Below are 12,603 nucleotides of genomic sequence, written 5' to 3' on the forward strand. Positions count from 1 at the left end.
AGGACCGTGACGCAGACGCCCATCACCATCACCCTCACCGGAGCGGGCGGCCAGATCGGCTACGCCGCGATGTTCCGCATCGCCGCCGGCGACATGCTCGGGCCGGAGCAGCCGGTCGCGCTCCGGCTGCTGGAGATCCCGCAGGGCATGCGCGGCGCCGAAGGGGCCGCGATGGAGCTCGCCGACTGCGCCTTCCCGCTGCTCGCGGGCGTGGAGGTGAGCGACGACCCGGCGGTCGCCTTCGACGGGGCGAACGTCGCCATGCTCATCGGCTCGCGCCCCCGCACCGCGGGAATGGAGCGCGGGGATCTGCTCAGCGCCAACGGGGCCATCTTCGGCCCGCAGGGCGCCGCGATCGCCGCCCGCGCCGCCGCCGATGTGCGCGTGATCGTGGTCGGCAACCCCGCCAACACGAACGCGCTCATCGCGCAGCAGCACGCCGACGGCGTGCCCGCCGAGCGCTTCACGGCGCTCACACGCCTCGACCACAACCGAGCCATGGGGCTGCTCGCGGCCGAGTCCGGAGTCGGCGTGCGCGACATCGACGGCGTGACCATCTGGGGGAACCACTCGGCGACGCAGTACCCCGATCTCAGCCGGGCCACGGTCTCCGGCGCGCCGGCGCTCGACGCGGTGGACGCGGCCTGGGCGCGCGGCGCCTACATCGAGCGCGTCGCGAAGCGGGGCGCCGAGATCATCGAGGTGCGCGGCGGATCATCCGTCGCCTCGGCAGCGAACGCGGCGATCGAGCACGTCCGCGACTGGGTGCTCGGCACGCCGGGGGAATCGTGGACGAGCGCGGCGGTCGTCTCCCGCGGCGAGTACGGCGTGCCCGAGGGCCTCGTCTCTTCCTTCCCGGTGCGCTCGCGGGGCGGCCGGTGGGAGGTCGTCGAGGGGCTCGACATCGACGCCTTCTCGCGGGAGCGGATCGACGCTTCCGTCGCCGAGCTGCTGGCGGAGCGCGAGGCGGTGCGCGAGCTCGGTCTCATCTGAGCGCGATCCCGGGCGCGAGCCTTCCGCGGAGGTGCCGCGCCCTGCCCGGGCCGGCGTCCCGGATGGTCGGCGCGGGCCCGGCCGCGCTCTAGGATAGAGATCATGTCCAAGGTTCTTTCTTCCCTTCCCGTGGGCGAGCGCGTCGGCATCGCCTTCTCCGGCGGTCTCGACACCTCCTGCGCCGTGGCGTGGATGCGCGAGAAGGGGGCGATCCCCTGCACCTACACCGCCGACATCGGCCAGTACGACGAGCCCGACATCGACGGCGTCGCCGACCGCGCCAAGGAGTACGGCGCCGAGATCGCGCGCCACGTCGACGCGAAGCGAGCGCTCGTCGAGGAGGGCTTCGTCGCGCTGCAGACGGGCGCCTTCAACGTGCGCTCGGGCGGCAAGACCTACTTCAACACCACGCCGCTCGGCCGTGCCGTCACCGGCACCCTGCTCGTGCGTGCCATGAAGGAGGACGGGGTCGACATCTGGGGCGACGGCTCCACCTACAAGGGGAACGACATCGAGCGGTTCTACCGCTACGGCCTCATGGCGAACCCCGCGCTGCGCATCTACAAGCCGTGGCTCGACCAGCAGTTCGTCGAGGAGCTCGGCGGACGCCACGAGATGAGCGAGTGGCTGGTCGCGCACGGCTTCCCCTACCGGGACGCCACGGAGAAGGCGTACTCGACCGACGCGAACATCTGGGGCGCCACGCACGAGGCGAAGAAGCTGGAGTTCCTCGACGCGGGCCTCGACATCGTCGAGCCGATCATGGGCGTCGCGGCCTGGCGGGACGACGTCGAGGTCGCCACCGAGGAGGTCTCGGTGCGCTTCGAGGCGGGCCGGCCGGTCGCGATCAACGGCGTGGAGTTCGACGATCCCGTGCAGCTCGTCCTCGAGGCGAACGCGATCGGCGGCCGTCACGGCCTGGGAGTCTCCGACCAGATCGAGAACCGCATCATCGAGGCGAAGAGCCGGGGCATCTACGAGGCGCCCGGCATGGCGCTGCTGCACATCACCTATGAGCGCCTGGTCAACGCGATCCACAACGAGAACACGCTCGCCTCCTACCATGTGGACGGCCGCAAGCTCGGCCGCCTGATGTACGAGGGCCGCTGGCTCGACCCCGAGTCGCTGATGCTGCGCGAGGCGCTGCAGCGCTGGGTGGGCTCGGCGATTACCGGTGAGGTGACGCTGCGCCTGCGCCGCGGCGACGACTACACGATCCTCAACACCACCGGTCCGAGCCTCAGCTACCACCCCGAGAAGCTGTCGATGGAGCGTACCGTGGGCGCCGCCTTCGGTCCCGAGGACCGCATCGGTCAGCTCACCATGCGCAACCTCGACATCGCCGACTCGCGCGCCCGCCTGGAGCAGTACGCGCAGCTCGGCCTCGTGGGCGGCGCCACCGCCGAGCTGGTGGGGGAGCTGGAGACCGGCGGCGCCGCGAAGATCGCGGACGCCGTTGGCGGCATTGACGAGGACGCCGACGAGCTCGGACTGTCGGCCGCCTTCGACGCCGGCACCGACTGAGCCGCTTCGCGAGCTCCCGTGCTCGGCACCCCGCAGGGCCCCGGATCACCCGATCCGGGGCCCTGCTCCGTTGGGACCGGTCCCGCCAGCCGGCGCGCGCGCCGGGGCGGAGAGCCGCCGAACCGCGGGGACGCGATCCGGCACGACAGAGGCCCCGGAGCCTGGGGATCCGGGGCCTCTCGATGCTGCGGGCTCAGCTCGCGCGGCGAGCGCGGGCCGCGCGGCGCTTCAGGGCGCGGCGCTCGTCCTCGCTGAGGCCGCCCCACACGCCGGAGTCCTGGCCGGTGTCCATCGCGTACTGGAGGCACATCTCGGTCACCGTGCAGCGCGCGCAAACCGACTTGGCGCGCTCGATCTGCTCCACCGCCGGGCCGGTGTTCCCGACCGGGAAGAAGAGCTCGGGGTCCACAGTGAGGCAAGCTGCCTTTTCGCGCCAATCCATCATTGTCCTCCTCTAGTGCAACGCACGCACGCGAAAGACCGGTGAGGCCGGATAGCCTAGATCTCGCGCCGTAACTACCTGAAACGTGGCTGAGAATGCTCACGTCGGTGTGCGCGAAACTCGACGAAATATATAGTTTCACGGATGGACACGCAAATCAATAGTCTATTTGCAATTGTCTGGAAAGAGAGCCGCAATGACCTCGTCACCCGCTGATCACCCGCGCTCGCTCGCGGGCTGGGCCGTGCTGCGCGTGCTGCTCGGCCTGGAGAGCGTCTTCCTCGCGTGGGTCGTGATGGTCTCCGTGCTCGGGGCGCTGCGCTCCGAGGGAGCCGCCGTCCAGAACGTGAGCATCGTGGCCATGGCGGTCGTCTCGCTGCTCTGGGTGCTCGCCACCTGCATCGGCGCGCTGCGCGCCCGGGCGCCGTGGGTGCGCGGCTCGGCCCTCACCATTCACGTGCTGCTCTTCGCCGGGGGCACCGGGTGCCTGCAGCTGCAGATCGGCCCCTGGTGGCTCGGCCTCGGAATCGCGGCCGCCGCCGTGCTCGGCTTCTTCGCCGCGCTGCTCGCCCGCCCCGAGCTGCCCGCTGCGCCTGAGGAACTGCCGCACGGCTAGCAGCCCTCTCCATGGGCTCGGAGCGGGGGCCGCCGCGCCCTGCCGCCGTGCGCAGGCAGGGCACCGCGCCGCGCGCTACCCGTCGATCCCGAGCAGCTTGCGCAGGCGCGCGACGTGACCGGTGGCCTTCACGTTCGTGAGGGCGTGCTCGATCCGCCCCTCGGCGTCGATGACGAAGGTCGAGCGGATCACTCCCTCGACGAGACGCCCGTAGTTGTTCTTCATGCCGTAGGCGCCGTAGGCCCGGTGCACCGAGGAGTCCGGGTCGCTCAGCAGCGGATAGTCGAGGCCGTCGCGGTCGGCGAAGCGGCGCAGCTTCTCGACCGGATCGCGTGAGATGCCGAGCACCCGGTAGCCGGCCGCCTCCAGGGGCGCCGTCGCGTCACGGAAGTCGCAGGCCTCCTTCGTGCATCCCGGCGTCATGGCGGCGGGGTAGAAGAACAGCACCACCTTCTCGCCGCGGAAGTCGGCGAGCGAGCGGGTCGTGCCGTCCTGATCCTGCAGCGAGAAATCGGGTGCGGTCTGGCCGGGTTCAAGGGTCACGCGTTCCGTCATACCCCCACCCTACCGGCCGCTCGCGGGCGCCGGGCGACCGCTCGACGCCGAGGCGCTCCCCGCCGAGGCGCCCCCGGCCGAGGCGCTCCCGTGCCGCCGGGGACGCGTTGCCGCTAGCGGAGCCGCGCTCCCGATCGGAGCAGGCGGCGGAGGGACTCCACGCGCGCGGCGCCGGCCGCGTCGAGGCGGCCGTCCGCGATGGCGGCGTCGAGCTCGCAGTCGGGAGCGTCGTCCTGGTGCGTGCAGCCACGCGGGCACGCGTCGATGATCTCGGCGAGCTCGGTGAAGCCGCGCAGGATCCCCTCGCCGGTGACGTGTCCGAGGCCGAAGGAGCGGACCCCCGGGGTATCGATCACCCAGCCCGATTCGCCGCCAGCGCAGCCCGGCGTCCGGGCCCGCAGCGCCACCGATGAGGACGAGGTGTGCCTGCCGCGCCCGGTCACCTCGTTGACGTGCCCGGTGGCGCGCTCCGCCTCGGGCACGAGCGCGTTGATCAGCGTCGACTTGCCGACGCCGGAGTGCCCCACGAACACGGTCGTGTGTCCCGCGAGGGCGCCGCGGATCTCCGCCAGCGGCCACGCGCCGGGCGCGGACCGGAAGACGGGCACCTCCAGCGCGGCGAAGTGCGCGAGGAACGGCTCGGGATCGGCCAGGTCGACCTTGGTGATGCAGATCAGCGGACGGATCCCGGCGTCGTAGGCGGCCACCAGGTAGCGGTCCACCAGGCGTACCCGGGGCTCCGGATCGGCGGCCGCGACCACGATGAGCATCTGGTCCGCGTTCGCGACCATCACGCGCTCGACCCGGTCGCTGTCGTCGGCGCTGCGCCGCAGCACAGTGCGCCGCTCCTCGACGCCCACGATGCGTGCGAGTGAACCCTCCTCACCGCTGGTGTCGCCCACGAGCTGCGCGCGATCGCCGATCACGATGGGAGTCCGGCGCAGTTCGCGGGCGCGGGCCGCGAGCACCTCATGCTCTGCCGGATGCCCGGGATCCGCGCCATCCGCGATCAGCGCCGTGTACCGGCCCCGATCCACCGCGGTCACCATCCCGAGCACCGCGTCCGCGTGCTCCGGACGGCGCTTGGTGCGCGGCCGGTTGGCCTTCGGATTCGGGCGCTCACGCACGCGATGCTCGGCGTACTCCCCGTAGGGGACGTCCTCCTCGTCGTCGGGCGGCAGCCAGCTCATGCGTCTGCGGCGCCGTCGGATCCGCCGAACCACTTCACGGGATCGTAGTCGAGCGCGGGCTGCTCGGCGACGGTGCCCGAGATGCCCACGAGCCCGAGGGCGCCGAGTCCGCCCGCGACGCCCGTGGCGCCCGCGACCCCGGGAACGGGTCCCGGTCCGCCCGAGTCGCCCGCGGTCCCGGGGTCCCGTGCCGGAAGCCCGAGCATCCGCGCCCACAGCGCGGTGAACTGCGGCAGCGTCTTCGAGGTGGAGGCGACGTCCTCCACCTCGACTCCGGGAACCCGCAGGCCGATCAGCGCGCCGGTCGTCGCCATCCGGTGATCCGCGTAGCTCCGCCACACGCCCCCGTGCAGGGCGGCCGGGCGGATCGCGATCCCGTCCTCCAGTTCCTCGGCCTCGGCCCCCAGATTCCGCAGTTCGCGCACGAGCGCCGCGATGCGGTCGGTCTCGTGGTGGCGGATGTGACCGATGCCCGTGATCTCGCTCGCTTCGCCGTCCGTGCCGTCGCTGCCGTGGGCCGCGAGCGCGGCGAGTCCCACGAGCGTGGGCGCCAGCTCGCCCGCCTCCGGGATGTGCAGCCGCACGCCGCGCGGACGGCCCTCAGCGGTGACCGTGAGCGCGCCGTCCCCGCCCCGCTCGGCGCGCGCGCCGAAGGCGGTGAGCAGCTCCCGCAGCTGGTCGCCGACCTGCGTCGTGCGCTCGGGCCAGCCCGGCACGGTGACCGAGCCGCCCAGCGCGAGCGCCGCCGCAAGGAACGGCGCCGCGTTCGAGAGGTCGGCTTCGATGCGCACCTCGCGGGCGTGGATCGGCCCCGGCTCGACCGTCCATTCGCCGGGCACGGGGGAGCCGGCCACGACGCCGCGGGCACGCAGCGTGTCGAGCGTCATCTCGATGTGCGGCAGGCTCGGCACCCGCTCGCCTGTGTGCACCACGTGCACGCCCTCCGCGAAGCGGGCCCCCGAGAGCAGCAGCGCCGAGACGAACTGGCTCGACAGCGAGGCGTCGAGCTCCACCCGCCCGCCGCGCAGCGAGCCGGTGCCGTGCACGGTGAAGGGCAGCGCGCCGCGCCCCTCGTCGGCGATGTCGGCGCCGAGCGCGCGCAGCGCGTCGAGCACCGGCCGCATGGGTCGCTTGCGCGCGTAGGGATCGCCGTCGAAGGCGACCGGGCCGAGCGCGAGCGCCGCGATCGGCGGCACGAAGCGCATCACCGTGCCGGCGAGCCCGCAGGCGATGGAGGTGGAACCCGTGAGCTCCGCGGCCGGGGTCACGCGCAGATCGGGGCCGAAGACGCTGCCGTTCGGGATCTCCTCGATCACGGTGCCCAGCGCGCGCAGCGCGTCGATCATCAGCGCGGAGTCGCGCGAGTGCAGGGGTGCCCGGAGCACGCCCGGGCCGTCGGCGAGAGCGGCGAGCACGAGTTCGCGACCGGTCAGCGACTTCGAACCCGGGAGCGACACCCGCGCGTTCAGCGGGCCGCTGCCCGACGGCGCCGGCCACAGCTGGGCGGCCGCGTCCGCTCCCTCGCCGGAGCGCGCCTCGTCGCCGTCCTTGCCCTGGTTCATCTTCGCTTCAAGCATCGCCTCCGAGTCTACCCGGCGCCGGCCTGGCGAGGACGTGCCGGGTACGCCCTAGGATCGAGGGTGTGAGTGATACCGCAGCGCAGGAGAGACTCGAACAGCGCTTCACCGAGGAGGCACTGCCCCTGCTCGATCAGCTGTACGGCGCGGCCATGAAGATGACCCGCAATCCGCAGGACGCCCAGGATCTCGTGCAGGAGACGTTCCTGAAGGCCTACTCCGCCTTCGCCTCCTTCACGGAGGGCACCAATCTGAAGGCCTGGCTGTACCGGATCATGACCAACAGCTACATCAACACCTACCGCAAGAAGCAGCGCGAGCCGTACCTGGGGGTCGTGGAGGACCTAGAGGACTGGCAGCTCGGCGGGGCCGAGTCGACCACCGCGATGGCGGCGCGCTCCGCCGAGGCCGAGGCCATCGACCGGACGCCGGCCACGGTCGTGACCGACGCCCTCAACGCGCTCCCCGAGGACTTCCGGATCGCCGTCTACCTCGCCGATGTGGAGGGCTTCAGCTATCAGGAGATCGCCGACATCGCGGAGGTGCCGATCGGCACCGTGATGAGCCGCCTGCACCGCGGCCGCGCGCGGCTGCGCAAGGCGCTCGGGGAATACGCGGGCGAGCAGGGCGTTGGAACAGGTACGGGTGCGGCACCGGCGAAGAAGGCGGCATCGGCCCGGGACACGAAGAGCGAGGAGGACGCGCGATGAGCGATTGCGGCTGCGAGAAGGCCAAGGCCAACCTGTACGAGCTGCTGCGCGGCGAGCTCTGCGCCGAGGAGTCGGCCCCGATCCGCGAGCACCTCGACCACTGCGACGACTGCCGCACGGAGGAGCGGGTGTGCATCCAGCTCACCGAGGTGGTGCGGCGGGCCTGCGAGGACGAGCGGATCAGCAACTGCCCGCCCGCCGAGCTGCGCGACGCGATCCTGCGGGGCCTGCGCGTCGCAGGCTGAGGCCCGCATCGCCGGAGCTGTTCAGCCGATCAGTTCGCGCACGGCTGCGGCGAGGCCCCGCGGGTTCGCCTCGTGGAGGTTGTGCGGTCCGGCGACCGTGCGCACGGGCGCGCCCGGCAGCCGCTCCCGCCACTCCGCCTCGTGCGACTCGCCGAGCATGCCGGATGCCGCGCGGATCAGCGCGAGGGGCACGGACCGGCCGGCGAGCGCCGTGAGCGCGTCCCACACGGGAGCGAAGGGGAGGGGATCGCCGGACGCCGCGGAGGGCAGCCCCTCGAGGTGCGCCAGGTGGTGGGTCCACTCCAGCCGGCCGTCGGCGCGTCGGCGCGTGTTGAGGCTCACCCCGCGGGTGAGCGCGGCGCGGTCGCTGCCGATCCCGAAGGCGATTGCGCGGTCCACGATCTCGCCGACGGAACCGTAGTCGCGCTGCCCGGTGATGAACTCCGCAATGGCTCCCGCATCGCCCGCGGGCGAGACCCCGGGGGTGATATCGACGAGGATCAGCCGCTCGACGGTCTCCGGCCGCTGCGCGGCGACGAGCGCCGCGGTGAGTCCCCCGAGCGAGTGACCGAGCAGCGTCACCGGGGCGGGGGCGAGCGTTTCGAGCGCGAGGGTCACGTCCGGGGCGAGACGGCCGGGCGCGTAGTCGGCGTCGCCGCGCCAGTCGCTGCGGCCGTGTCCGGGCAGGTCGAGCGCGAGCGCGGGCAGGCCGAGCGCGAGGAGCAGCGGATCGAAGCTGTGCGCATTCAGTCCGGCGCCGTGCAGGGCCACCAGCCCCGGAGCTCCCGCCGCCGGTGAGAAGCGCAGCCCGCTGAGCCACCGTCCCTCGCGGGCCTCCGCCCGCACCCGCTCGATCCGCGGCAGAGCGCCCGCGTGACCGACGCGTTCCGCGTCGCCCGCCAGGAAGCGGAACTCGTCGTCGTGCTGCGATTGCTCGTGGCTCATCCGCCCAGGCTATCCCGCCGCCGTCTCGTGCGCGGCCGGCCCCGGCACCCCCTGTGCCGTGCGCGAGGCGCTCCGCGTGCGCCTCGCGCCGCCCCGCGGGGTGCGCAGGTACCCGCCGTCCTCCAGGCCCGCCTCGATCTCGAAGCGGTTGCGCAGCGGATCGCGCCCCGCGAGCAGGTAGAGCACCGGCAGCGCGAGCCCGTAGCGCCGCCACTGCTCGCGGTGCCTCAGCTCGTGGCGCAGCACCGGCGCGGACACGTTCCGGTCGGTGAGGTAGCAGGAGCCCACGCAGCTGCCGCCGCGACCGAAGGTCCAGCGGGGCATGCCGCGGAACACCCACAGGCCCTCGTGCCGCTCCACCCGGCCGGTGCTCCAGATCGATCCCCATACCAGGCCGACGAGCGTCGCGTAGAGGTAGCCGAGCCGGGCGAGCGGCCAGGGCGGGGACGGGGGCGCCTCGCTCATGCCTCGCGTCCCGAGGTGAGCGCTGCGATGATGCGCAGCACGGTGGGCAGCTCCTCGGCGGCGGCGGCCGGGTCGGCGGGGGCGAAGCCCGAGATCGAGGCCCCGGCGAGTGGCAGCGCGGCGACGGCGGCGCGGATCGCGGCCGTGAGCTCTGCGAGGCCCAGGCCGAAGGGCACCGGATCGTGCACGGCGGTGAACTCCGCGGGGTCGAGCACGTCCAGGTCGAAGTGCACGTAGAGACGCGTCGCACCCGAGCCGGCGAGGCGGGCCTCGATCGCGGCTGGGAGCGCGGCGGGGTCGGCCGCCGCCTCGGGGTCGGCGTCCTCGTCGAGCGCGGCCGGCCCGAGGAGCGCGACGCCGCGACGGCTCAGTTCTTCGTCCTCCTCGGCGTCGATGGCGCGCGCCCCGACGAGGGTGAGCAGCCGCGGGTCGATCGGGGTGCCGGAGGCGAGGTCGGGGGTCCCGTCGCCGAGGGCGTGCCGCAGCACCATGCCGGAGGCGGCGCCGGAGGGCGAGGTGGAGGGGTGCTGCAGATCGGGGTGCGCGTCGAACCACAGCACGGCCAGCGCTCCGGCGCCGTGCGCACGCACCGCCGCTTCGAGGCCCGGGAGCGCGGAGGCGCAGTCGCCGCCCACGATCACGGGCGTGTCGTCCGGTCCGAGCGCGCCGAGCGCCTCCCGCGCGGCGTCGCGGGCCCGGAGCAGGCTGCTCAGCCGGGCGACCGGCGTGCCGAGGGCGTCCCCGGCTTCGAGCGGTACGGGAATCTCCCGGGTGGCGCTCACGGGCAGATCCTCGCGCAGCGCCTGCGCACCCTCCGCGAGCAGCATGGCTCGGGACGACGCCGAGCCCTGCCACTCGGGCATCACCAGGAACACGGCTCGGGCCACGGGACCTCCCTCAGACGATGCACGGCCCCTCCAGGATACGCCGGGGCGGGCGGATCGCGGTCCGCGGTGCGCTTCCCGCCGCTCAGCCCACGGTGACGAAGTCGATGAGCTGCTCGACGCGCCCCACGAGCGCGGGCTCCAGATCGCGGAAGTGCCGCACGCGGCCGCGGATGCGCGCCCAGGCCTCCGCGATGTCGGCGGGCTCCTCCGCGGGCCAGCCGAGCGCGCGGCAGATCCCGGTCTTCCACTCGATGCTGCGCGGAATCATGGGCCAGGCCCCGAGCCCGAGGCGCTCCGGCTTCACCGCCTGCCAGATGTCGACGAAGGGGTGGCCGACGATGAGCACGTGCGCGCCGTGCGGGCCGCGCTCGATGGCCTGCGCGATCCGCGACTCCTTGCTGCGCTCCACGAGATGGTCGAGCAGCACGCCGGCGCGCCGCTGCGGCCCCGGCCCGAAGTCGTCGAGCACCGCCGCGAGGTTGTCGGCGCCCTGCAGCAGCTCGACGACGACGCCCTCGACGCGCAGATCCGCCCCCCACACCTGCTCCACGAGTTCCGCATCGTGCTTGCCCTCGACGAAGATCCGGCTCGGCATCGCGGTGCGGGCCCGCTGCTGCTCCACGGCGAAGGAGCCGGAGGCGGTGCGCTGCCGGCCCGCCGGCCGGCGCTTCGGCATGACGAGCCGCACGGGCTCTCCGTCGATGAGGAAGCCATCGGCGAGGGGGAATGCGCGCACCTTGCCGCGGAAGTCCTCGAGCTGCACGAGCCCTTCGCGGGCTCCCACCACGGCTCCGCACCACTCGGTCTCGCTGTGCTCCACCACCAGTCCGCGGGCGAGGGTCACCTCGCGCCGCTGCACCGGCCCGCGCCGCGCGTGCATCTGCGCGACCGGGTCTCCCGCATACCTGTCATCGAACATCGCTGCGAGCCTACCGCGCGCCGGCCGAGCCGCCACCGCAACGCGCAGCCGGCCGCGAAGCCGGTCCGGCCGAAGCGGCCGCGGGCGGAGCGAGGCCGGGATCCTCTAGGCTGGGGCGGTGGACGACTCGCCCGAAGCCGCAGCACCGCAGAAGCGACGACGGGGGCTCGGCGCACTGCTCGTCGACCTCTCCCCGCTGCGTCAGAGCCCGGCCTTCGCGCGGCTGTGGATCGGATCGTCCGTCTCCCAGATCGGCGCGCAGATCACCATCGTCGCGGTCGGCCTGCACATCTACGAGCTCACGCAGTCCACCCTCGCCGTGTCGCTGCTCGCGCTGTGGGCGCTCGGGCCCATGATCCTCGCGGGCTTCGTCGGCGGGGCGCTCGCAGATGCCTTCGACCGTCGCCGGGTCGCGCTCATCACCGCGGTCGTGGGCTGGGCCAGCATCGGCGCACTCACGCTCATCGCCTTCCTCGGCGTCGAGGCCATCTGGCCCTACTACGCGCTCGCCGCCGTCAACGCCGCTTCGGCCACGATCAAGGGCGCCACCCAGGGCGCGATCCTGCCCCGCCTCCTGTCACCGCAGCTGCTGCCTGCGGCGGCGGCGCTCAGCGGCATCACGATGGGGCTCGCGGTCACCGTCGGCCCGGCCGTGGCCGGCGTGCTCGTCGCCACCGTCGGATTCGCCTGGACCTACCTGCTCGACGTGCTGCTCTTCACGGCCGCGTTCTTCGGGATCTTCACGCTGCCGAGCATCCGGCCCGAGGGCGCGCGGCGCGCGGCGGGCCTGTCCTCGGTCGTCGAGAGCCTGCGCTTCCTGCGACGCGCCCCGAACGTGCGCGCCACCTTCGTGTGGGATCTCATCGCCATGATCTTCGGCACGCCCCGCGTGGTCTATCCCGCGGCCGGTGCCCTCGTGCTCGGCGGCGGGCCTGTCACGGTCGGGATCCTCACCGCCTCCTTCGCGGTGGGGGCGCTGCTCAGCGGCCTGTTCTCGGGACCGCTCGGCACCGTGCGACGGCAGGGGCGCGCCGTGACGCTCGCGGTCGCGGCGTTCGGGGTGTGCACGGCGCTCTTCGGCACCGTGCTGCTCGGCACGGGCGCGGCAGAGGGGGTCGCGTCCCCCCAGACGCCGATTGTGCCCGCGATCGTGCTGGCTGGGATCGCGCTCGCGGGCGCCGGGGCGGCCGACAATGTGAGCGCGGTGTTCCGGACGACGATCCTGCAGGCCGCCGCCCCCGACGATGTGCGCGGTCGCATGCAGGGGCTCTTCTACGTGGTGGTGGCGGGAGGTCCGCGGGTGGGCGATCTGCTCGCGGGCGCGGTGGCGACGCTCATCGCGCTGTGGGCTCCGCCGCTGCTGGGCGGGCTCGTGATCGCCGGGGTCATGCTCGTGCTGCTGCGCACCGCGCGCGGCTTCCAGCGCTACGACGCGCACCGGCCCGCGCCCTGAGCCGCCGCCCGGCCCCCGCTCGCGGCCTGCTGCCGCCGCCGCTGCCGCCCCTCGCCTTGGTATAAGATAGAGAATGTAAGTA

13 protein-coding genes and 1 pseudogene are annotated in these 12,603 nt (G+C 73.3%); 6 read left to right on the forward strand and 8 right to left on the reverse strand.

Translation table 11 applies throughout. From position 1 onward, the window contains the following. Positions 1-6 precede the first annotated feature (6 nt). Together B4915_RS08045 and argG are read left to right on the forward strand one after the other, a co-directional pair. A complete protein-coding gene (locus B4915_RS08045; RefSeq protein ID WP_105805295.1) occupies positions 7-993 on the forward strand; it encodes a malate dehydrogenase in 987 nt (328 codons plus the stop codon). A gap of 102 nt (positions 994-1,095) precedes the next feature. Continuing rightward, the gene (argG, locus tag B4915_RS08050; RefSeq protein ID WP_105805296.1) at positions 1,096-2,517 is read left to right on the forward strand and encodes an argininosuccinate synthase; all 1,422 of its coding nucleotides are present in this window, start codon (positions 1,096-1,098) and stop codon (positions 2,515-2,517) included. A 193-nt stretch (positions 2,518-2,710) separates the two neighbouring features. On the opposite strand, the gene B4915_RS08055 is transcribed toward argG, so the two are convergent. Beyond that, entirely contained in the window at positions 2,711-2,959 is a 249-nt protein-coding gene (locus tag B4915_RS08055; protein ID WP_017884807.1) for a WhiB family transcriptional regulator, read from the reverse strand. Positions 2,960-3,155: 196 nt separating this feature from the next. Here B4915_RS08055 and B4915_RS08060 point away from each other — a divergent pair, with 196 nt between their 5' ends. Next, the gene (locus tag B4915_RS08060) at positions 3,156-3,575 is read left to right on the forward strand and encodes a hypothetical protein (RefSeq protein WP_105805297.1); all 420 of its coding nucleotides are present in this window, start codon (positions 3,156-3,158) and stop codon (positions 3,573-3,575) included. 75 nt (positions 3,576-3,650) lie between these two features. On the opposite strand, the gene bcp is transcribed toward B4915_RS08060, so the two are convergent. From bcp to aroA, 3 genes are all read right to left on the reverse strand, one after another. Continuing rightward, positions 3,651-4,130 (reverse strand): thioredoxin-dependent thiol peroxidase, encoded by a 480-nt coding sequence (gene bcp / locus B4915_RS08065; RefSeq protein ID WP_105805298.1) that lies wholly within the window; start codon positions 4,128-4,130, stop codon positions 3,651-3,653. Between the two features lie 113 nt (positions 4,131-4,243). Beyond that, the gene (gene rsgA, locus B4915_RS08070; RefSeq protein WP_105805299.1) at positions 4,244-5,320 is read right to left on the reverse strand and encodes a ribosome small subunit-dependent GTPase A; all 1,077 of its coding nucleotides are present in this window, start codon (positions 5,318-5,320) and stop codon (positions 4,244-4,246) included. Beyond that, a complete protein-coding gene (aroA, locus tag B4915_RS08075) occupies positions 5,317-6,897 on the reverse strand; it encodes a 3-phosphoshikimate 1-carboxyvinyltransferase (RefSeq protein ID WP_245907404.1) in 1,581 nt (526 codons plus the stop codon). The genes rsgA and aroA overlap by 4 nt, the downstream gene beginning before the upstream one ends. Before the next feature lie 65 nt (positions 6,898-6,962). Between aroA and B4915_RS08080 the strand changes: the two genes are divergently transcribed. After that, positions 6,963-7,607, forward strand: coding sequence for a sigma-70 family RNA polymerase sigma factor (locus tag B4915_RS08080; protein WP_245907405.1), 645 nt, complete (start codon positions 6,963-6,965; stop codon positions 7,605-7,607). Then, positions 7,604-7,852: an anti-sigma factor family protein gene (locus tag B4915_RS08085; RefSeq protein ID WP_105805300.1), complete on the forward strand. Its 249-nt coding sequence runs from the start codon at positions 7,604-7,606 to the stop codon at positions 7,850-7,852. The genes B4915_RS08080 and B4915_RS08085 overlap by 4 nt, the downstream gene beginning before the upstream one ends. A gap of 21 nt (positions 7,853-7,873) precedes the next feature. Here B4915_RS08085 and B4915_RS08090 read toward each other — a convergent pair whose 3' ends face one another. The 4 genes and pseudogenes from B4915_RS08090 to B4915_RS08105 all read right to left on the reverse strand — a co-directional run bounded on the left by B4915_RS08090 (position 7,874) and on the right by B4915_RS08105 (position 11,068). Beyond that, positions 7,874-8,797 carry an alpha/beta fold hydrolase gene (locus tag B4915_RS08090; protein ID WP_105805301.1) on the reverse strand — a complete coding sequence of 308 codons (924 nt, stop codon included), beginning with the start codon at positions 8,795-8,797 and terminating at the stop codon, positions 7,874-7,876. Between the two features lie 93 nt (positions 8,798-8,890). Then, positions 8,891-9,262 (reverse strand): annotated as a pseudogene (locus B4915_RS08095) (Fe-S oxidoreductase); the annotation flags it as partial. After that, a complete protein-coding gene (locus B4915_RS08100; protein ID WP_245907406.1) occupies positions 9,259-10,149 on the reverse strand; it encodes an arginase family protein in 891 nt (296 codons plus the stop codon). The pseudogene B4915_RS08095 and the gene B4915_RS08100, both read right to left, overlap by 4 nt. A gap of 82 nt (positions 10,150-10,231) precedes the next feature. Further along, a complete protein-coding gene (locus tag B4915_RS08105; protein WP_105805302.1) occupies positions 10,232-11,068 on the reverse strand; it encodes a DUF3097 family protein in 837 nt (278 codons plus the stop codon). Positions 11,069-11,186: 118 nt separating this feature from the next. Between B4915_RS08105 and B4915_RS08110 the strand changes: the two genes are divergently transcribed. After that, positions 11,187-12,521: an MFS transporter gene (locus B4915_RS08110; protein ID WP_181158502.1), complete on the forward strand. Its 1,335-nt coding sequence runs from the start codon at positions 11,187-11,189 to the stop codon at positions 12,519-12,521. Positions 12,522-12,603 lie beyond the last annotated feature (82 nt).

The sequence above is a fragment of the Leucobacter massiliensis genome, assembly GCF_002982315.1.
Taxonomy (GTDB): domain Bacteria; phylum Actinomycetota; class Actinomycetes; order Actinomycetales; family Microbacteriaceae; genus Leucobacter; species Leucobacter massiliensis.